At 45.7% G+C, this 19,683-nt stretch carries 18 protein-coding genes, 1 pseudogene and 2 other annotated features (1 of these 21 only partly in view); of the genes and pseudogenes, 18 read left to right on the top strand and 1 reads right to left on the bottom strand.

Annotated elements, in window-relative coordinates; genetic code table 11:
* Positions 1 to 11 precede the first annotated feature (11 nt).
* The 14 genes from HF864_RS01440 (at position 12) to rplA (ending at position 12,221) form a co-directional block, all read left to right on the top strand.
* Entirely contained in the window at positions 12 to 1,202 is a 1,191-nt protein-coding gene (locus HF864_RS01440) for a PIN/TRAM domain-containing protein (protein ID WP_346774599.1), read from the top strand.
* A 74-nt stretch (positions 1,203 to 1,276) separates the two neighbouring features.
* The gene (gltX, locus tag HF864_RS01435; RefSeq protein ID WP_169461346.1) at positions 1,277 to 2,776 is read left to right on the top strand and encodes a glutamate--tRNA ligase; all 1,500 of its coding nucleotides are present in this window, start codon (positions 1,277 to 1,279) and stop codon (positions 2,774 to 2,776) included.
* A gap of 129 nt (positions 2,777 to 2,905) precedes the next feature.
* Entirely contained in the window at positions 2,906 to 3,514 is a 609-nt protein-coding gene (locus HF864_RS01430; RefSeq protein WP_169461345.1) for a phosphatase PAP2 family protein, read from the top strand.
* Positions 3,515 to 3,821: 307 nt separating this feature from the next.
* On the top strand, positions 3,822 to 5,234 hold the full coding sequence (cysS, locus tag HF864_RS01425) for a cysteine--tRNA ligase (protein WP_169461344.1): 1,413 nt from the start codon (positions 3,822 to 3,824) through the stop codon (positions 5,232 to 5,234).
* Between the two features lies 1 nt (position 5,235).
* Positions 5,236 to 5,649 carry a Mini-ribonuclease 3 gene (locus HF864_RS01420; RefSeq protein ID WP_169461343.1) on the top strand — a complete coding sequence of 138 codons (414 nt, stop codon included), beginning with the start codon at positions 5,236 to 5,238 and terminating at the stop codon, positions 5,647 to 5,649.
* Positions 5,639 to 6,385, top strand: a complete 747-nt coding sequence (gene rlmB, locus HF864_RS01415; RefSeq protein ID WP_169461342.1) for a 23S rRNA (guanosine(2251)-2'-O)-methyltransferase RlmB — start codon at positions 5,639 to 5,641, stop codon at positions 6,383 to 6,385. The genes HF864_RS01420 and rlmB overlap by 11 nt, the downstream gene beginning before the upstream one ends.
* Before the next feature lie 56 nt (positions 6,386 to 6,441).
* A complete protein-coding gene (locus tag HF864_RS01410) occupies positions 6,442 to 7,737 on the top strand; it encodes an ectonucleotide pyrophosphatase/phosphodiesterase (protein ID WP_169461341.1) in 1,296 nt (431 codons plus the stop codon).
* A gap of 3 nt (positions 7,738 to 7,740) precedes the next feature.
* Positions 7,741 to 8,979 (top strand): MFS transporter, encoded by a 1,239-nt coding sequence (locus HF864_RS01405; protein ID WP_169461340.1) that lies wholly within the window; start codon positions 7,741 to 7,743, stop codon positions 8,977 to 8,979.
* Between the two features lie 232 nt (positions 8,980 to 9,211).
* Entirely contained in the window at positions 9,212 to 9,793 is a 582-nt protein-coding gene (locus tag HF864_RS01400; protein ID WP_169461339.1) for a sigma-70 family RNA polymerase sigma factor, read from the top strand.
* A 59-nt stretch (positions 9,794 to 9,852) separates the two neighbouring features.
* A complete protein-coding gene (gene rpmG, locus HF864_RS01395; protein ID WP_169461338.1) occupies positions 9,853 to 10,002 on the top strand; it encodes a 50S ribosomal protein L33 in 150 nt (49 codons plus the stop codon).
* 12 nt (positions 10,003 to 10,014) lie between these two features.
* Positions 10,015 to 10,194: a preprotein translocase subunit SecE gene (gene secE / locus HF864_RS01390; RefSeq protein WP_169461337.1), complete on the top strand. Its 180-nt coding sequence runs from the start codon at positions 10,015 to 10,017 to the stop codon at positions 10,192 to 10,194.
* 114 nt (positions 10,195 to 10,308) lie between these two features.
* On the top strand, positions 10,309 to 10,860 hold the full coding sequence (gene nusG, locus HF864_RS01385; protein WP_033934283.1) for a transcription termination/antitermination protein NusG: 552 nt from the start codon (positions 10,309 to 10,311) through the stop codon (positions 10,858 to 10,860).
* 148 nt (positions 10,861 to 11,008) lie between these two features.
* Positions 11,009 to 11,434 carry a 50S ribosomal protein L11 gene (gene rplK / locus HF864_RS01380; RefSeq protein ID WP_033934284.1) on the top strand — a complete coding sequence of 142 codons (426 nt, stop codon included), beginning with the start codon at positions 11,009 to 11,011 and terminating at the stop codon, positions 11,432 to 11,434.
* 94 nt (positions 11,435 to 11,528) lie between these two features.
* Positions 11,529 to 12,221: a 50S ribosomal protein L1 gene (gene rplA / locus HF864_RS01375; protein ID WP_006500486.1), complete on the top strand. Its 693-nt coding sequence runs from the start codon at positions 11,529 to 11,531 to the stop codon at positions 12,219 to 12,221.
* A gap of 537 nt (positions 12,222 to 12,758) precedes the next feature.
* Here rplA and HF864_RS01370 read toward each other — a convergent pair.
* Entirely contained in the window at positions 12,759 to 14,087 is a 1,329-nt protein-coding gene (locus HF864_RS01370; RefSeq protein WP_169461336.1) for an amino acid permease, read from the bottom strand.
* A gap of 321 nt (positions 14,088 to 14,408) precedes the next feature.
* Positions 14,409 to 14,528, top strand: a sequence feature (ribosomal protein L10 leader region).
* 28 nt (positions 14,529 to 14,556) lie between these two features.
* Here HF864_RS01370 and rplJ point away from each other — a divergent pair.
* From rplJ to adhE, 4 genes and pseudogenes are all read left to right on the top strand, one after another.
* Positions 14,557 to 15,063 (top strand): 50S ribosomal protein L10, encoded by a 507-nt coding sequence (gene rplJ, locus HF864_RS01365; RefSeq protein WP_169461335.1) that lies wholly within the window; start codon positions 14,557 to 14,559, stop codon positions 15,061 to 15,063.
* A 74-nt stretch (positions 15,064 to 15,137) separates the two neighbouring features.
* Positions 15,138 to 15,503 (top strand): 50S ribosomal protein L7/L12, encoded by a 366-nt coding sequence (rplL, locus tag HF864_RS01360; RefSeq protein WP_169461334.1) that lies wholly within the window; start codon positions 15,138 to 15,140, stop codon positions 15,501 to 15,503.
* Positions 15,504 to 15,613: 110 nt separating this feature from the next.
* A pseudogene (locus HF864_RS09585) lies at positions 15,614 to 16,513 on the top strand (phosphatase PAP2 family protein).
* A 335-nt stretch (positions 16,514 to 16,848) separates the two neighbouring features.
* Positions 16,849 to 19,488, top strand: coding sequence for a bifunctional acetaldehyde-CoA/alcohol dehydrogenase (gene adhE, locus HF864_RS01350; protein WP_169461333.1), 2,640 nt, complete (start codon positions 16,849 to 16,851; stop codon positions 19,486 to 19,488).
* A gap of 171 nt (positions 19,489 to 19,659) precedes the next feature.
* Positions 19,660 to 19,683: a binding site (T-box leader), on the top strand; it runs 210 nt beyond the window's last position.

The raw sequence follows: 19,683 nt of genomic DNA, 5'->3' as shown, positions 1-19,683 counted from the left end.
GGGGACTGTCGGTGAGAAAGAAGATTATCAGACTGCTGTTCGTAATTGTTGGGGCAGCGGTTGGCTTTTATTATCTACCGCCAATCTGGATTGCAATGCGCAATCAGTTTAGCATTCAGTTGGTACGGCCAATCGAGTCAGTAATTGATTTTTTGGTTGGAGCACTTGTTTTTTGGCTGATCTCGCTGCCGTTGACCAACTGGACGATTAAGATGCTCAAACAGGTTGAAAACGCCCTGACTAAAAAAAGCGTGACCTATCTGCTCTTTGGGGCCATCTCAACGATTTTTGGCCTGATATTAGCAATTTTGATCTCAATTCCGCTGTGGCGTCTGAGTATTCCAGTCGTTAACAACGTCTTGCCGGTACTCTTGATGATTTTGTTCAGTTATCTGGGCTTTCATCTGGGAACCACGCGTCAAGATGAATGGCGCAAACTTTTAATGCGGCGTGGTCGCGACGATCAGGATGCTCAGGTGATTAAGCGTCAAGATGAAAACTATCATCATTACAAGATCTTAGATACCAATATTTTGATTGATGGTCGTATCTATGACCTGGTCAAGACCGGCTTTTTGGAAGGAACGCTTTTGGTGCCGAATTTTGTGCTTTACGAGCTGCAATACATTGCGGATGCCGGCGAAAGTATCAAGCGCGTACGAGGGCGGCGCGGTCTGGACATTTTAAATAAGCTGCGCAGTGAAAAAATCGTGCCGGTTGAAATGTACAAAGGTGACTTTGAAGATATTAAAGAAGTCGATGAAAAATTGATCGCGCTGGCTAAAAAAGTCGATGGCGTGATCGTTACCAACGACTACAATTTAAACAAGGTCATCCAGTTTCAAAACGTCCAGGTGCTCAATATCAACAACTTGGCCAAGTCATTGCGGCCACGCGTAATTCCTGGTGAACAGCTGACGGTTGTCGTTGTCAAAAAAGGTACGGAGCGTCAGCAAGGGGTTGCCTACCTCGATGATGGTACGATGGTCGTAGTTGAGGATGGTCGCTACTACATGAATGAGCAGCTGGATGTTGAGGTAACCAGTGCATTGCAGACTGATGCCGGACGAATGATTTTTGCGCGGCCACTGCACTCAACTCATGGCATCAATGGCAATGAAAGTCAAGGTCAAAAACGTTTGGCAGAATCAACCAAAAAGACAGATCATAAGAATAACGATCACAATAATCACAAAAACTAGTATTTGCAATTTAAGCATTGCACGGTACACTAGAATAGAAATATTTTCAATTTTTATGAAAGAGGCGGAACAACTTGTCAAAAAACGAAATTCGGGTTCGCTATGCACCTAGCCCGACTGGACACCTGCACATTGGTAATGCACGGACGGCACTGTTCAATTATTTGTTTGCTCGACACTACCATGGCAAATTCATCATTCGGATTGAAGATACTGATACGAAGCGTAACATCGCGGATGGTGAACGCAGTCAGCTGGACAATCTGAAATGGATGGGACTGGACTGGGATGAAGGTCCTGACATTGGCGGCGATTACGGTCCATATCGTCAATCAGAACGCAAGGACATCTATGAAAAGTACGTTCAAGAACTGATGGACAAGGATCTGGCCTACAAGTCATACATGACTGAAGAAGAACTGGCTGCCCAGCGTGAGCGTCAAAAAGCAGCTCACCAGATGCCACACTACGAATACGAATATGCCGGCATGACTGATGAAGAAATCAAACAAGCTCAAGCTGATGCCGAAGCAAAAGGCTTAAAGCCGGTTATTCGGTTCCGTGTACCAAAAGACCACACGTACGCCTGGGACGACATCGTCAAGGGTCCACTGTCGTTTGACTCGGCTTCAGTTGGCGGCGACTTCGTAATTATGAAGCGGGATGGCATGCCAACCTACAACTTTGCCGTAGTTATCGATGACCACCTGATGAAGATCAGTCACGTCTTTCGTGGTGACGACCATGTCTCCAACACGCCTAAGCAAATGATGATCTACGAGGCACTGGGTTGGGAAGCACCAAAGTTTGGTCATATGGCTCTGATCATCAACAACGAAACGGGCAAGAAGCTTTCCAAGCGTGACGAATCCGTGTTGCAGTTTATCGAACAGTACCGCGACCTGGGCTACTTGCCAGAAGCCATGGATAACTTCATTATTCTGCTGGGCTGGTCGCCAGTTGGTGAAGATGAAATCTTCTCACTCAAAGAATTTGTCAAGATGTACGATGAAACGCGGCTGTCCAAGTCACCAGCTGCCTTTGACCGTAAGAAGCTGCGCTGGATCAACAACCAGTACATGAAGAACTCCGCAGTTGATGAGGTCTTCAACGTTGCTATGCCATTACTGATCAATGCTGGGCTGATCGAAAAGCACGCTGATCCATACAAGATTGAATGGATGCGTCGAATCGTTGAGATCTTCAAGCGCGAAATCTCTTATGGTGAGGAAATCCTGCAATACGCCAAGCCATTTGTTGAAGAGCCACAAATTCTGACTGATGAAGCCAAGGAAGAAATGAGTGCCGAAACGGTGGCCGTTGTATTACGCGACTTCCGTGACAAGATTGCTGCTTTGGACTTCATGGATGCTACGTCTATTCTGCACTGCATCAAGAGCGTGCAAAACGATACCAAGGTTAAGGGTCGCAAGCTTTGGATGCCACTGCGAATCGCAATTACGCACGAAACGCACGGTCCACAGCTGCCAGAAAGCATCGAGCTGATTGGTCAAAAAGAAACGCTGGCTCGTTTGGATGACATGATCGACCGAGTTGAAAACGGCAAGCTTTAAGCTTTAACGATCAGCAGACGATCCAAAGTCAGATTAAATAAAAAATGGGATCCAATATTCGGCTTAACCGAATAAGGGTCCCATTTTGCTTGTTGGAATCATTGATGCTGAAAACGAAAGGAAAAGAAAATGCGAATCATTCCGGCACAAAACGACGTGCTGCAGATGCTGGCAGCCTTGGTCACGCTGATTTTTATGGGGTGGTCGTTAAAATGCTGGCCAGCTTTTCATCGCTTTGATCAAAGGCTGCATAATCAGATTCCCAATCGGCAGAACAGTCTTTTTTGGCGCGCGGTGGCATTTATTGGTCAACCTAAACTGACGGTTGGCTATGCCTTTATTTTAGCGGGACTGGTTGATTTAACGGCTGATTCGATAACGGCACTCTGGGTACTGGCGACTTTGGGCAGCTTGGATGCAATTGGAATTGGCGTTAAGAGATTCTTTAAGCGCCAGCGTCCCCAATGTCACCTGTCAATAGACGATGGCTACAGTTTTCCAAGCGGCCATGTTTTGGGAACGACGGTTTTGGTGCTGATGATTTGGACACTTTGGCCAACGCCTTTAATTGGAATGGCAGGCCTGATCTGGCTGTTGTTGGTGGTTGTTTCCCGCCTGGTTTTAAGAGCCCATTATCCAAGCGACGTCTTCAGTACAATGGTTATGGCTGCTGGCTGGGTAGCGCTATTTAGAAGAATGTATGCGCCAATGGTCGATTGGCTGATCAGATTATTTTGAAACAGAAAAAGCAGCGGCCGGGGGAGCCACTGCTTGAGGAGTATTACGAAGATCTTGGGGGAGATTTCGTAAAATGTGTATTTTTCGGTTACTATTGGGAGGAGTAATTGAAAAATAATAGGTTTCGGTTAAATTGATTGCAGCCAAGCTATCTCGTTTGACTACATCTGTAATACTAGCACCCTTTTATGAAAAAAGTATGAACAAAGGCTTAACAATTTATTTTTAATACGTCAATCAGGAATCGCAGTGAATTGTGGTAAAATACTGTTATTGCAACTACTTTTACAAGGAGGATTACGGCGTTATGTTGACTATTTATAATACGCTTACCCGTAAAAAAGAAGAATTCAAGCCATTGCATCCTGGAGTTGTTAACATGTACGTCTGTGGTCCCACGGTCTACAATTACATCCACATCGGCAATGCGCGCAGTGCCATCGCATTTGATACCGTTCGGCGCTATCTGGAGTTTAAAGGCTACCAGGTCAATTACGTCTCCAATTTTACCGATGTTGACGACAAAATGATCAAGGCCGCTGCTGAACAGGGAATTACGGTTCCTCAGCTGGCCGACAAATTTATCAAGGCTTTCATGGAGGACACGGCTGCCTTAAATATTGAACCAGCTACCAAGCGGCCACGTGCAACGGAAAGCATCCCTGAAATCATCGACTTTATCAAAGTCCTGATTGAAAAGGACTATGCCTATGTTGTCGATGGCAACGTCTATTATCGAACGCGTAAGTTTAAACACTATGGTGAGCTTTCCGGCCAATCAATCGATGATTTGGAAACCGGTGCCAGCGAGCACGTTACTGCCGAAGAAATTCAGCAAAAAGAAGATCCGCTTGACTTTGCTTTGTGGAAGGCAGCCAAGCCCGGTGAGATCAACTGGGACTCGCCATGGGGACAGGGACGCCCTGGCTGGCACATTGAATGTTCGGTCATGTCAACGCGCTATCTGGGCAAAACGATTGATATTCATGCCGGGGGACAGGATCTGCAGTTCCCTCATCATGAAAATGAGATTGCCCAAAGCGAGGCCGAAACCGGTCAAAAGTTTGTTCGTTATTGGATGCACAATGGTTTTGTCACGATTGGCAAGGACAATGAAAAGATGAGCAAATCTTTGCACAACTTTATTACGGTTCATGACATTATCAAGCATGTTGATCCACAGGTACTGCGATTCTTTATGGCAACTACGCAGTACCGGCGGCCAATTCAATACAGCGAGGCCAATCTGCAGGATGCCCAAAACAATCTGGAACATATTCGCAATACCTATGACAATCTGACCTATCGGCAGCGTGATGCTCAAGATGGTAATGACGAAGACGTGGCACAACGGGTAGCAGCATTTACGCAACAGTTTATTACGGCGATGGATGATGACATCAATGTTCAAAATGGGATTGCTACTGTCTATGAGCTGGTTAAGTATGCCAACGTCTATGCCCAGCAGCCGGTCGTAAAAGCTGAGGCACTCAGAACCTTAAAACAGGAACTGGAAAATCTGCTGGGAATCTTTGGAGTCAAGCTGGAAACGTCCAACTGCGAGATTGATGATCAAGCCATCAAGGACCTGATCAATAAGCGCAATGAGGCCCGCACTGCCAAGAATTTCGCCTTAAGCGATCAGATTCGTGATGATTTAAAAGCACAAGGGATCATTTTGGAAGATACCCCACAAGGAACGCGCTACAGAAAGGAATAAAATGGAAAAAGCCGACTATCAGCAACTGAATGGAATTGCCCTGGCTTATCTGGGGGATGCCGTCTATGAGGTATTTATTCGCCAACACTTATTGGCACTTGGGATGAGCAAGCCCAATCGTCTGCAGCATCAAGCAACGCATTACGTTTCAGCTAAGGCGCAGGCGGCACTGATTGAATTGATGAAAGAAGATAACCTGTTGTCTGAAGAGGAGTGGAGCTATTTTAAACGTGGTCGCAACGCCAACAGCTACACGCATGCCAAGCACACCTCGGTTTTGACGTATCGTATGTCAACTGGCTTTGAGGCTCTGTTTGGCTATCTGCAGCTTTCGGGTCAAAATGAACGAATCAGTGAACTAGCGCAATGGTGTATTAAGCAAGTAGAGACAGGAAGAACAAAACATGAAGACTGACGAACCAGAATTTATTATTGGCCGCCATCCTGCGGTCATGGCTTTAAAATCCGATCAAGAAATCAACAAGGTTTTCATTCAAAAAGATCTTAAAGCCGATATTATTGGTCAAATCGTAAAATTGGCCAAGGAACGGCATTTAGTGATCTCAAACGTACCTAAAAACAAGCTGGATCAGATGACCAACCACCAAAATCACCAAGGGGTTGCCCTGGCAATTGCTGCCTATCGCTACGCTACGATTGATGACCTGTTTGAAAATGCGGCCAAGCATGATGAGGCACCATTCTTTTTGATTTTAGATGAGCTGGCAGATCCGCATAATCTAGGGTCAATTCTTAGAACCGCCGATGCTGCTGGGGTTCACGGTCTGATTATTCCCAAGCGGCGTTCAGTGGGGCTGACCTCGGTAGTTGCCAAGACGTCGACTGGTGCCATTGAACACGTTCCGGTCGCACGGGTAACCAATCTGGTCCAGACGGCCAACGAACTAAAGGAACGTGGTTTATGGCTTTTTGGTACGGATATGAAGGGAACCGACTACCGCCGCTGGGATGCCAAGGGACCAGTGGCCTTGGTAATTGGCAATGAGGGCAAGGGCATTTCGCCATTGCTGAAAAAGACCTGTGACGAGATGCTGACGATTCCAATGATCGGCCACGTGCAGAGCCTGAATGCCAGTGTTGCGGCCAGCCTGTTGATCTATCAAGGATTCAATTCACGGCACCCGCTTTAAAACAATGCCGCAGCGTCACTTCGCGCTGCGGTTTTACTATTTAGAGGTGATTATTTATGAAACAACGCCGACTAGTGGTGATCTCACTGGATTCACTGGGCTTTGCCGATCTAAATGAACAACGTGATCTGACGCCCAATTTAAATCGGCTGATTGCCCAAGGAACCTGGGTTAAAAAAGTGCGGGGGATTTTTCCAACGCTGACCTATCCATCACACACGTCAATTATTACTGGGCAGTATCCAGCCGTTCATGGTATTGTTAACAACACCAAGCTGCAGCCAACGCGAAAATCGCCAGACTGGTACTGGTATCAAAGAAAAGAGATCAAGGCAGCAACGCTATATGATGTTGCACACCAGGCTGGATTAAAGACGGCAGCCTTTTTATGGCCGGTAACTGCTGGCAGTAAAATCGATTGGAACGTTGCTGAGATTTTTCCCAATCGAATTTGGACCAACCAGGTACTGGTATCCTTAAAAGCCAGCTCACCATGGTTTTTATATCAGATGAATCGCAAATTTGGCCACCTGCGTCACGGCATCAAGCAGCCCTGGCTGGATGATTTTGTCACGGCAATGGCGACTTGGACGCTTCAACACAAGCAACCGGATCTGACTTTGATTCATCTGGTTGATATGGACAGCATGCGGCATCGCTATGGCGTTCGATCAAAGCAGGCAAAAGAAGCACTGCAGCGACTAGATGCTCGTGTCGGCAGAATCATTCAGGCAACGCGGGATGCTGGAACGTTTGATCAGACTGATTTTGTTTGTCTGGGTGATCATTATCAGATTGATGTTGACCAGATGATTCATCTCAATACGCTGTTTGCACAAAAAGGCTGGCTAAGGCCAATCAAAGATCAGCAGACTTTTAAAAACGACTGGCGGGTAATGGCTAAGACGTGTGATGGCGAAACCTACGTCTACGTAAAACCAGGCGTTGATCAAGACGAAATCAGACGAGCAATTGCTGGAGTCAAGGGGATCGAAAAAATCTATGATGGCGCGCAGACCGTCAAGTTGGGGACCGATCCGTACTGTGCATTTTTGGTTGAAGCTAAAGCAGGCTATTACTTTACGGATGAATCACAGCGGCCAGCAGTCGTTGAACCAGTCCTGCCAGCAATGATGGGTCAGCCAGATCGCTACCGTGGCGTTCATGGCTATGGTGCCGATAAGCCTAATTATTTTACGACCGCGGTTTTTTATGGTCCTGATATTAAATCAGGGGCTGCAGTAGAACATGCCGCATTGGTAGATGAGGGTCCGACATTTGCGCAGCTTTTGGGACTGCACTATCCAAAACCAACTGCGGGTAAACCGATCAAGGGAATCTTAAGGAAGTGAAACATGCGATTCAATAAACAGCAGTGGCAATGGATTTTTTATGACTGGGCCAATTCTGGCTATGGAATTTTAGTCGTCACGGCCGTCTTACCGGTTTATTTTAAGGCCGTTGCTCACCAGAATGGGGTCTCAGCAGCAACGTCAACGGCCTTGTGGGGTTATGCCAACAGCGCGGGGACTTTGGTCGTTTCGCTTTTAGCACCGTTTTTGGGAGCGATGGCCGACTATCCGCATGCTAAGCGACGCTGGCTGAACTGGTTTGCTGGTCTCGGGATTGTCATGACGCTGATTTTGGGAATTCTTTCACCAAGTAACTGGCAATGGCTGTTGGTTGTTTATGTGATATCAGCAGTCGGCTATTCTGGTGGTAATTTGTTTTATGACAGTTTTTTAACTGATGTAGCCGACCGTCGTCAGATCGACGCGCTGTCATCGACTGGCTATGGGATGGGCTATTTAGGCGGCGTAGTGGCTTTTTTGATCTTTTTGATTGTTGAGCTGGGACACGGCTTTGGCTGGTTGAATGATTATGGGATTGCCCGGTTCAGTTTTATTTTGGCAGGATTATGGTGGCTTGTTTTTGGCATGCCATTTTTGAAAAATGCTCAGCAGCATTACAGCGTTCCTGCCGAGGCACACCCATTTAAAGCTAGTCTGATTCGTGTCATAAGAACTTTGCAGCACATTCGTCGCTATCGGGATGCATTTTGGTTCTTGGTGGCATATTTCTTTTATATTGATGGCGTAGATACGATTTTTACAATGGCTACTTCGATTGGAGCGGATATGGGGATTAGTACCACGATGCTGATGGTTGTCTTGTTGGTTGTGCAGCTGATCGCCTTTCCATTTTCAATCTGGTATGGCTGGCTGGCTAATCGCACCTCGACGCGTAAGGCATTGCTCCTAGGAATCTGCATATATTTGTTCATTTGTCTACAGGCGCTGCATTTAAAGACACTGCATGATTTTTGGGTTTTGGCGATATTGGTCGGTACCAGTCAAGGCGGGATCCAGGCATTGAGCCGTTCTTATTTTGGCAAGCTGATCCCTAAAGAAAACAGCAGTGAATTTTTTGGCTTTTACAATATCTTGGGCAAGTTTTCAGCGATTATCGGTCCGATTCTAGTCGGCATCGTAACGCAATTGACCGGCAAGTCAACCATTGGGGCGGGCTCGCTGGCAATCTTGTTTGCAATTGGTCTGCTGATCTTTTTGCGGTTGCCGACACTTTCAAAATAATTGAACATTGCTTTTTATTCGTAAGCAAATTCGCCTTAAATGTAAATTTATGAAAGTATAGTTACTGCTTGTAACCGTTTTACTTCTCGTGTATATTAAAAATGACAAACAGGGGTGCAGACCTTAGACGAAAACCGCCGGAGCAGTGCATCAGGTAAAGGCGTGCTGCTTTTCTATCAGTTTACTGATCAGTCATGGCAACCCAAATCTATTCGCTAGCGAGAGGAAGAAAATGGCGAAAGCAAGAATCGGCAGTGCTGATTTTCAAGCGCTGACCGCTGAAAAAGCAATTTTACGTGAGGCGAAAAGTGGCAACCCACTAGCAATTCAAAAGCTGTTCGTTAATTATCAGGGACTTTTTTGTTACGCATGGCAAAAGTATCATCCAGCAGACGTATCTTTGCATGACTGGCTTTCAAACATGTATCAACTGCTCTATCAGGCTGCCTTACATTATGACGGCAGCCAGGGTGCTTCGTTTGGTCATTATCTGTATCGTTCGCTGGAAAATCTGGCTAAGGGTCAATATCGCAGATGTCGAGCCAAGAAAAGAATCCCAGCTGATTGTCTAGTGAGCTTGAGTGATCAATTGCCGGTTGCTTGTCAAGAATCATTGGAAGATCAGATTTGTTGTCGCTTGATTTTTGAAAGATTCTTGATTGATGATCTTTCAAAATTTGAGCGTGAGGTGCTGGTCGCAAGCCTGTTTATTGATATGCCGGCACTTTGTCAGAGATTCAACTGCAGTCAGCGAACGATCCAATCAGCATTGTCGCGTTGTCGCAAAAAACTGATTTTGGCTTTGCAAGCTTAAGTGAGTTGCTTTTTATCCCAAGTCCATGATAGGCTAGACAAGTATATTGGAGGCATAAAATGACTCAAAAAAAAGCGGCACTGGAATGTACCAAATGCGGTGCACGCAACTACACGGTAACAGTTAAGCCTGATCGTGAGTCGCGCCTAGAATTAAGTAAATTCTGCAAGCACTGCGGTGAATATACTCTGCATCGAGAAACTAAATAAGGGACGATTTCAATGAAACTTACAAAATTTGTAAAAAGCGTCAATGCTGAAATGCATAAGGTGGTCTGGCCAACAGCTAAGGAAACGCGACGGGACACGACTACGGTAGTTTCGCTGACGATTTTCTTTATTATCTTTTTTGCGATTATCGACTGGCTGCTGCACCAGTTTATGCTACTGATCGTTGGCTAATTATTGGTCAAATCATGCAGAATCTGGTATACTGCTGTTTGGTTGAAAAAACTTCGCTTTGGGCGAGGTTTTTTATTTTGAACTTTTTTGGTTTTACACAAATGGAGGAACAACGTGGAATCAACTGAAAAGCGCTGGTACGTGCTGCACACGTATTCTGGCTACGAAAACCGAGTTAAGAGCAATTTGGAATCCCGGGCTCAGTCAATGGGCATGCAAGACTACATTTTCCGGGTCGTCGTACCTGAAGAAAAGGTTCGCCAGGTTAAAGACGGCGAAGCCAAGGAAATTGAAGAAAAGACTTTCCCTGGTTATGTTTTGGTTGAAATGGTTATGACTGATCAGGCATGGTACATCGCTCGGAATACCCCAGGCGTAACCGGCTTTTTGGGTTCTCATGGTGGTGGCTCCAAGCCAACTCCTCTGCTGCCTGAAGAAGTTGACCGGATCTTAAAGCGGATGGACGACTCTGAAGAAGCACCACGTACTGATATCGACGTTAAAGTCGGCGACACGGTCAAGATTATTGCGGGGCCGTTTGCTGATATGGTCGGTAAGGTTACCGAAGTTGATCATGATAAGCTGAAACTGCGTGCCGAAATTGAAATGTTTGGTCGCTTGACCTCTGCTGAGGTTGGCTTTGACCAAATTGATTCTGTTGAATAATAGTCAAAATGTTTTTTTGAGACTGACTATTGAAAAAACATTAATTTAGTGGTATTCTTCTCGAGTGTGCTGTTAAAGGCATACAGTGGGAGGGGCAAATCTTACTACCCCATCATTACCACAACACGGACTAAGGAGGTTTTGTCTCGTGGCAAAAAAAGTAGCTAACATTGTCAAGTTGCAAATCCCTGCAGGTGCCGCTACGCCGGCTCCTCCAGTGGGTCCTGCACTTGGTCAGGCAGGTATTAACATCATGGGCTTCACTAAGGAGTTCAACGCACGGACTGCTGATCAAAAGGGTATGATTATCCCTGTTGTTATCACGGTGTACGAAGACCGTTCGTTCGAATTCATTACGAAGACGCCACCTGCTGCAGTACTGCTGAAGAAGGCTGCTGGTGTTGAACACGGTTCCGGTGAACCTAACACGAAGAAGGTTGCTACTGTAACCAAGGATCAAGTTAAGCAAATCGCCGAAACTAAGATGCAAGATCTTAACGCCGCTGACGTTGAAGCAGCGATGCGCATGATCGAAGGTACGGCACGGAGCATGGGCTTCGTCGTTGAAGGCTAAGCTTTCTCGTACCGGGCTGATTCATGAAAGTGAACAGTCCTAGTGGGAGGTATACACTCCGTTAGACCACATTTGCAAGGAGGAAAACATCAACATGGCTAAACATCGCGGTAAGAAGTACCAAGACGCCCTGAAGAAGGTTGATTCCAAGAAGGAATACGCTGTCAGCGACGCGGTACAATTAGTAAAAGACATTGACTTTGCAAACTTCGACTCAACCCTCGAAGTTGCATTTAACTTAAACGTAGACACGAAGCAAGCGGACCAACAATTGCGTGGTGCCGTTGTGCTGCCAAACGGTACTGGTAAAGACCAAACCGTTGTTGTGTTTGCTAAGGGTGAAAAGGCTAAGGAAGCCGAAGCTGCTGGTGCAGACTTCGTTGGCGACCAAGACCTGGTTGACAAGATTCAAGATGGCTGGCTGGACTTTGACGTTGCCATTGCAACGCCTGACATGATGCCACTGGTTGGTCGTCTGGGTCGTGTATTGGGTCCTAAGGGCTTGATGCCAAACCCTAAGACGGGTACGGTTACGATGGATGTAGCCAAGGCCGTTTCTGAATCTAAGGCCGGCAAGGTTACCTACCGGACTGACCGTGACGGCAACGTTGCCGTTCCATTCGGTAAGGCATCCTTTGACACGGACAAGCTGGTTGAAAACCTGAAGACGATCGAAGAAACGATCGTTAAGGTTCGTCCAGCCGCCGTTCGTGGTGCTTACATCAAGCACGTTTCTGTAGCTTCGACTTTTGGTCCTAGCGTAACGATTGACCTGGCTAGCTTCTAAGCTGACGGTTTAAAATCGATAAAAAAGTCATCAATTGATTTTGATGACTTTTTTTATTCGAAATCTATGTAAGCGCTAACAACATGTGCTATAATATAGATGTAGCAAAGGTAAGAACCAAACGAGGTGATGCCTAATGGTTAAGATGATTCGAGCAGTAATAAAATAGCTTCGTTGCATGGTCAAATGAATGGGGCTGATACCGATGGGCAGTGAATTTAACTAGACGCTTTGGATGAAGATCTGAGGTGATGCCTAATGGTTAAGATGATTCGCGCAGTAACAAAATAGCCTCGTCGCATGGTCAAATGAATGGAGCTGATACCGATGGGCAGTGAATTTAGTTAGTCAGGTTCAATATTTGGCGCTGATGACCATTTAAAATGGGGCGATCTTATGTATAAACCACCATAATTTGAACAACGCAAGATGGCTGGCAAATCGATAAATTAATAAAAATCAATATGATAAAAGAAATTGAAACAAAAAAGCGATCGTGAAATCAAAACACGGTCGCTTCTTTTGTTATGTCGTAAACTATTTTGCTGGCTGGTCGAGCTTTTTGACGATCCAAAAGACTGGCAAGCCGATAATCACGACACCGGCAAAAAGCATTACGCCGGCCGGATCATTGATGATTTCGCTGACCAAAACGAAGATGCCACCAGCAATGGCAATAATCGGAATCCATGGGTAAAGTGGGGTGGAAAATGGTCGTGGTGCTTCATTGGTCTTGCGCAGAATAAAGATACCAAAGAACGCCAGAATGTAAAAACAATAAACGGTGAAGACGCACAAATCGGATAAATGATCTGGATCAAAGAACATCATCATGATTGTAGCCAAAATAATGATAAACAAAGTTGCTGCTACCGGCGACTTACCTTTTGGCGTTAGATAGGAAAGCGTACGTGAAAATGGAATATCACGTCGTTTGGCCATTGCATAGACGATTCTTGGGAACGTCAGCATCTTACCGTTGATCGTTCCCATCATTGAAATAATGATACCGGCAGATAAGAGCTTGCCGCCAATCGTACCGAATGCTTTGACGGCAAGATAGGCAGTGGTATTTTCGCCGAGCCGATGAATCGTTTGAACTGGCAAAAAGCGTAAAACGCCAATTGTAATCAAAGTATAGATTAGCAAAACCGCACTGATTCCCAGGATGATCGCTTTTGGCAGCAGTTTTTGGGGATTTTTCATCTCACCGCCCAAGTTGGCAATCAAAATCCAGCCATCATAACCGAACAAGGTTGCTAAGATAGCAACACCAAAATTTCCGGCCGATTGATGAACCTGACTGAGCGTTTGGCCAAAAGCATCTTGGTGGCCCCAGAATAGACCAAAGATGATAATAGCGGCAATTGGCACCATTTTTCCAATCGTAGTGATCACGGAAAATGCCGCACCAACGCGATTTTCCAGCATGTTCATGGCACCAATGGCTAGGATTGTGATTACAGCCAACGGAATGCGCCAGGCAGCACTAAGCCCAAAAAGGTTGGCCATCAGAATGCTCATAAAGCCGGCAACTGAGGCAATAATTGCGGGACCATAGACAATGATCTGCATCCAGCCAGCTAAAAAGCCCCAAATGCGTCCATAAAGGTTTTCGATATAGACATACAGACCACCGGTATATGGCATTTGTGAGCCAATCTCAGCAATCGTCAAGCCAGCCGTCAGCGTGATGATACCACCCAGAACCCAGGCGAGAATGGCCATGGTTGAAGATCCTGCACTGTCCAGGACTGAACCTTGCTTAAAAAAGATACCGGAGCCGATGATGGTACCAATTACGATTGAAAGCGCCGAACCGAAGCCTAACGAGCGTTTAAGCTCTGTTTGCGGCTGTTTTTCCATAGGAATTTCCTCCATTCATTAGTCCAACAAAAAACCGAGCCGTCCAACTGCCAAGAAGGTTCAAAAGCAGTCGGGCATGCTCGGTGTCGCTGGTAATTTGAGCGCGTCAAAGATCCTCAACTGCTTTCAGATTGAAGCTGAGGATGAAGATTGATGAAGTTTGAAATAATGCAGAGTCATTAAATCGCTCCTCCAGACGCTGGAAAATTTTACGATTCTTACAATAACATGAGAAAAAATTAAACGCAACAAATTATCAATGAAAATAAATTCAAAAAACATCCTTGCAATCTCGGCTCAATCCTGTTATACTGGCAAAGTTGATTAAATATGACTCTGCCTAAGACTCAGGTGGCGTAAGCCTTAATGAATGCCTGCCGAGGAAGAAATGAAATGTTCCTTCTCTATGTCTGCCGGTCATAGGGATTTTTTTAAATCCGATCAAAATACATCGCAGGAGGTGAAATTCATGAGCGAAGCAACGATTGCTAAGAAGGCTGAAGTAGTTAAGAACGTCAATGAAATGCTGACGAACGCTGAAACGGCCATTGTTGTTGACTACCGTGGTCTGACGGTTGCTGAAGTTACGGATCTGCGTAAGCAGCTGCGTGATGCAGGCATCAAGATGATGGTTATCAAGAACAAGATTCTGGAACGTGCCGTTGAAGGTACGGACTACGAAGATCTGAAGAGCACGTTCGTTGGCCCAACGGCCGTAGCATTCTCAGACGAAGATGCTATTGCCCCAGCAAAGATTCTGAAGAAGTTTGCTGACGACCACGAAGCTCTGGAAATCAAGGGTGGCTTCATCGAAAAGAAGGTTCAAACCCTCGACAAGATCAACGAATACGCTACGATGCCAAGTCGCGAAGACCTGCTGTCCATGCTGGCAAGTGCTCTGCAAGATCCAATGCGGAAGATTGCCCGTGCAGTCAAGGCTGTTGCCGACAAGAAGAGCGAAGAAGAAGCTGCCTAAGCTTTATAGCGTACCCGCTAATTTTAAAAATCTGCGCCTGAGCGCATAAACCGAAATATTGGAGGAAAATTAACATGGCTTTTGATAAGGATGCTATCATTGCTTCTCTGAAGGAAGCATCAATCTCTGACCTTAACGACCTGGTTAAGGCTATCGAAGAAGAATTCGACGTTTCTGCAGCTGCTCCAGTTGCTGTTGCCGGTGCTGCCGGTGGCGACGCTGCTGCTAAGGACAGCTTCACTGTTGAACTGACTTCTGCAGGTTCTGCAAAGGTTAAGGTCATCAAGGCTGTTAAGGACATTACTGGTCTGGGTCTGAAGGACGCTAAGGACCTGGTTGACAACGCACCATCCGCTGTCAAGGAAGACGTTAAGGAAGACGAAGCCAACGACATCAAGGAAAAGCTTGAAGCCGCAGGTGCTACTGTTACCCTTAAGTAGTCTCAGCTTAAATAACAAAAAGACGATCGCTGTTAGCGGTCGTCTTTTTTGTATATGTAAATATTGATGTTTTTATGGATTAATTTCTTTGTAAAGAAAATCAAAAGAAACTGTTTGGCATTTCAGCAATTATCTGCATTATTTTATTAGCGAATGCCTATTTTGGCGATTTAGCCATCAGCAATACATTAATCAACTATCACAGCTGGGTCGGCATCATCTGCCAGACGTTCGGGGAATTTCCAGTTTATCTGATTTTTGCCTTATGTGGCCAAATTGCGATGACTTATGCTTGGCGGGGCGGTTTTGAAAAACTGATGACAGTACCATTGTTTGTCGGTGGGCTGACATTGTCACTTTAGCAAAGCAAGCAATACGTTAATGAGTTCTTGGACTATCTTTATTCAGCTCATACTAATCTCAAAAATGGTACGGCGATTGCAATGGCCAACAGCGACTCGGCAACGGGTGGCTTTTCAGAATCGGTAATCATCACCGTCTGGATATTGTTTTTTGCTGCCTTTACGCTGCTGGCGCAATGGTGGTTGAAGAATAAGACGCAAGGCCAACTGACGCGCTATATGCAGATTGCTGTACTGGCATCCTTTACGGTCTGGTTTGCTCTGGAAGTTAATCTGACCTTAAAGGAACTGTGAGGACGCTATCGCCCTTATGAACTGACGGCTGGCAATCATGAGTTTACCAACTGGCTGACCATCAATGGCGTTAATGGGCATAAGTCGTTCCCATCAAGACATACGATGGCGGCAACGCTTTGCATCGTCTTTTTATGGTTCGTCTCCAAAGTCAAGCGCAAGGGATTCTTTATTGGTGGGATCGTCTATGGTGTCTTGATCGGACTGAGCCGCGTAATTGTAGGAGCCCATTTCTTCTCTGACGTTACGTTCTCGTTTTTCCTGACGGCATTGATCATCTTTGTGATGAACGGACTTGGCAAGAAACTGATTAGAGGCTTTTGCTTACAAAAACTTAGTTCATCATTGAGCTAAGTTTTAAATTTATCATACAAAAATCCGTTAATTTGACTATTATAATTAACATTAATCCAAAATTTAGTGGTTTGAATCTGTGAATCAGAATACAATAAACGCCGAATAAAGGACGATGAAAGTAGGAAACAACGAACTGCTTTTAAAAATAATCAAAACTTTTTCTTACTGCTACAAGGCTTGAAGAGATCATGTTGTAATCGCTTTCCAAAATCCAGCAATTGTTATTAATTTCACAAAAGGTGTTTACAAATCTAGAAAAAGGAGTATAGTAATAATTGTTCAAAGGATAACAAAGTTGTTGAAAAGTAATTAACTGAGAAGGAGTAAGTGCAATGACAGTTAAAGCCAAAGCCACTGTTAAGGCCACTGAAAAGCCTAAAGACAAGGAAAAAACTGCTGAAGAACTGATTAATGGATTGATTGACAAGAGTGAAAAGGCACTTGATCAATTACGCACATTTAGCCAGGAGCAAGTCGACAAGATCTGTCAAAACCTGGCGCTGGCTGCTGAGGAACACCACATGGATCTGGCGGTTTCTGCTGCTAACGAAACCGGCCGTGGGGTTGCTGAAGACAAGGCCATCAAGAACATCTACGCCAGTGAATACATCTGGAACAACATTCGCAACGACAAGACGGTTGGGATCATTGATGAAGATGATGAAAACCAAATGATTACGATTGCTGATCCGCTGGGGGTAATTGCTGGGGTCGTACCGGTTACCAACCCAACGTCAACGGTAATTTTCAAGTCAATCATTGCCTTGAAGACGCGGAACACAATCATCTTCTCGTTCCACCCACAAGCCTTCAAGTCATGTGTAAAGACTGGTCAGATTCTGGAAGCCGCTGCTGAAGCTGCCGGTGCACCAAAGGACGTTATTCAATGGATTCCACAATGCAGCCGTGAAAATACAACGGCATTGCTGCAGAATCCACGCATTGCTACGATTCTGGCTACTGGTGGCCCTGGCCTGGTTAAGGCAGCTTACAGTTCTGGTAATCCTGCACTGGGTGTCGGTCCTGGTAACGGTCCGGCCTACATTGAAAAGAGCGCCAATATCGATCGTTCGATCTACGACGTCGTCCTTTCAAAGACTTTCGATAACGGGATGATCTGTGCTACTGAAAACTCGGTTGTTGTCGATGACGAAATCTACGACCAGGTTAAGGAAGCATTCAAGAAGTGGAACTGCTACTTCTTGAAGCCAAGCGAAATTCCAACCTTTACCAACGGCTTTATTGACTCAGATCGTCACCAGGTCCGTGGCCCAATTGCTGGTCGTTCTGCCAATGATATTGCCGAAATGTGTGGCTTGAAGAACGTTCCGGCTAACACTAAGGTCCTGATTGCCGAATTGGATGGCGTTGGTCCTAAGTATCCATTGTCTGCTGAAAAACTTTCACCAGTGTTGACGATGTACCGTGCCAAGGATCGTGAAGATGCCTTCCGTATCTGTAGCGAGCTGCTGGCATATGGTGGTGAAGGTCACACGGCCGCTATTCACACTAATGACGATGAATTGATTAAAGAATACTCACTTAAGATGAAGGCTTCTCGGATCATCGTCAACTCACCATCTGGTCTGGGCGGTATTGGTAACGTCTACAACAACATGACGCCATCATTTACGCTGGGGACGGGTTCATACGGCAGCAACTCGATCTCACACAACGTTTCTGACTGGGATCTGCTGAACATTAAGAAGGTTGCTATGCGTCGTGAAAATCCACAATGGGTACAGATTCCGCCAAAGGTATACTTCCAACGGAACTCACTGAAGTACCTGAAAGAAATTCCAAACATCAACAAGGCATTTATCGTTACCGGTCCAGGAATGGTTAAGCGTGGCTATATTCAACGGGTTATTGACCAGCTGCGGCTGCGTAACAATCGGGTTCAATACGAGATCTTCTCTGATATCGAACCAGACCCATCGACGGATACGGTTGACAAGGGTGTAGCTTGGATGAATGACTTCCAGCCTGATACGATTATCGCACTGGGTGGTGGTTCGCCAATGGACGCTGCCAAGGCAATGTGGATGTTCTATGAGCACCCAGACACGACTTGGAATGGGGTTCGGCAAAAGTATCTTGATATCCGTAAGCGGGCTTACAAGATCGGTCGGCCAAAGAAGGCACAATTTATCGGGATTCCTACGACTTCCGGTACGGGTTCTGAAGTTACGCCATTTGCAGTTATTACCAACTCTAAGACGCACGTTAAGTACCCACTGGCTGACTACGCTCTGACGCCAGATATTGCTATCGTTGACTCGCAATTCGTTGAATCCGTGCCTGCCAACACGACGGCATGGACTGGTCTGGATGTTTTGACACACGCTACTGAATCGTATGTTTCCGTAATGGCAACTGACTACACGCGTGGCTGGTCGCTGGAAGCCATCAAGGGCGTTATGGAAAATCTGGAGGCATCTGTCAAGGGTGATAAGCTGGCCCGCAAGAAGATGCACGACAGCTCCACGATTGCCGGTCTGGCCTTTGCCAACGCTTTCTTAGGGATTACGCACTCTTTGGCCCACAAGATGGGTGGTGCCTTTGATCTGCCTCATGGTCTGGTAATTGCTATTGCACTGCCACAGGTTATCCGCTTCAACGCTAAGCGCCCAACCAAGCTGGCAATGTGGCCACATTACGAAGACTACCGTGCTGATAAGGATTACGCCGAAATCGCTCGCTTCTTAGGCTTGAAGGGTAACACGACTGAAGAGCTGGTCGAAGCCTACGTTCAAAAGATCATCGAACTGGCTCACAAGTGTGGTGTAACGCTGAGCTTGAAGGCTAATGGCGTCAAGCGTGAAGACTTTGACAAGGTCGTTGATCAATTGGCTGTATTGGCTTATGAAGATCAATGTACGACGGCTAACCCAGTCGAACCACTGGTCAGCCAGCTCAAAGAACTGCTGGAACGCTGCTACGATGGTACCGGCGTTGAAACGGAAGAATAGTTTAAAGTTTTCTGGTTATCCTCAATTAATTTTCTCAACTTAAATTCTCAACTTTAAAAGACGGTCGCGGATCCACGACCGTCTTTTTTGATTATAATTAAAAAAGCATGAGAAATAGGTTGACAAATTCTCAGCTATGCCTTAGAGTATTAAACAAGTTAATCAACGGAACAAAACACAGTGATCCGGAGAGTA

It is taken from the genome of Lactobacillus sp. MRS-253-APC-2B, from assembly GCF_012843675.1.
GTDB classification, from domain to species: domain Bacteria; phylum Bacillota; class Bacilli; order Lactobacillales; family Lactobacillaceae; genus Limosilactobacillus; species Limosilactobacillus pulli.
The sequence above is the reverse complement of the archived record's forward strand: the minus strand, read 5'-3'. Positions and strand labels throughout refer to the sequence as shown.

What these genes read in the sequence shown, in the direction of transcription:
- HF864_RS01430 (WP_169461345.1), top strand. Translation starts at nt 2,906, where the DNA reads ATGCGAATCATTCCGGCACAAAACGACGTGCTGCAGATGCTGGCAGCC.
- cysS (WP_169461344.1), top strand. Translation starts at nt 3,822, where the DNA reads ATGTTGACTATTTATAATACGCTTACCCGTAAAAAAGAAGAATTCAAG.
- HF864_RS01420 (WP_169461343.1), top strand. Translation starts at nt 5,236, where the DNA reads ATGGAAAAAGCCGACTATCAGCAACTGAATGGAATTGCCCTGGCTTAT.
- rlmB (WP_169461342.1), top strand. Translation starts at nt 5,639, where the DNA reads ATGAAGACTGACGAACCAGAATTTATTATTGGCCGCCATCCTGCGGTC.
- HF864_RS01410 (WP_169461341.1), top strand. Translation starts at nt 6,442, where the DNA reads ATGAAACAACGCCGACTAGTGGTGATCTCACTGGATTCACTGGGCTTT.
- HF864_RS01405 (WP_169461340.1), top strand. Translation starts at nt 7,741, where the DNA reads ATGCGATTCAATAAACAGCAGTGGCAATGGATTTTTTATGACTGGGCC.
- HF864_RS01400 (WP_169461339.1), top strand. Translation starts at nt 9,212, where the DNA reads ATGGCGAAAGCAAGAATCGGCAGTGCTGATTTTCAAGCGCTGACCGCT.
- rpmG (WP_169461338.1), top strand. Translation starts at nt 9,853, where the DNA reads ATGACTCAAAAAAAAGCGGCACTGGAATGTACCAAATGCGGTGCACGC.
- secE (WP_169461337.1), top strand. Translation starts at nt 10,015, where the DNA reads ATGAAACTTACAAAATTTGTAAAAAGCGTCAATGCTGAAATGCATAAG.
- rplA (WP_006500486.1), top strand. Translation starts at nt 11,529, where the DNA reads ATGGCTAAACATCGCGGTAAGAAGTACCAAGACGCCCTGAAGAAGGTT.
- HF864_RS01370 (WP_169461336.1), bottom strand. Translation starts at nt 14,087, where the DNA reads ATGGAAAAACAGCCGCAAACAGAGCTTAAACGCTCGTTAGGCTTCGGT.
- rplJ (WP_169461335.1), top strand. Translation starts at nt 14,557, where the DNA reads ATGAGCGAAGCAACGATTGCTAAGAAGGCTGAAGTAGTTAAGAACGTC.
- rplL (WP_169461334.1), top strand. Translation starts at nt 15,138, where the DNA reads ATGGCTTTTGATAAGGATGCTATCATTGCTTCTCTGAAGGAAGCATCA.
- adhE (WP_169461333.1), top strand. Translation starts at nt 16,849, where the DNA reads ATGACAGTTAAAGCCAAAGCCACTGTTAAGGCCACTGAAAAGCCTAAA.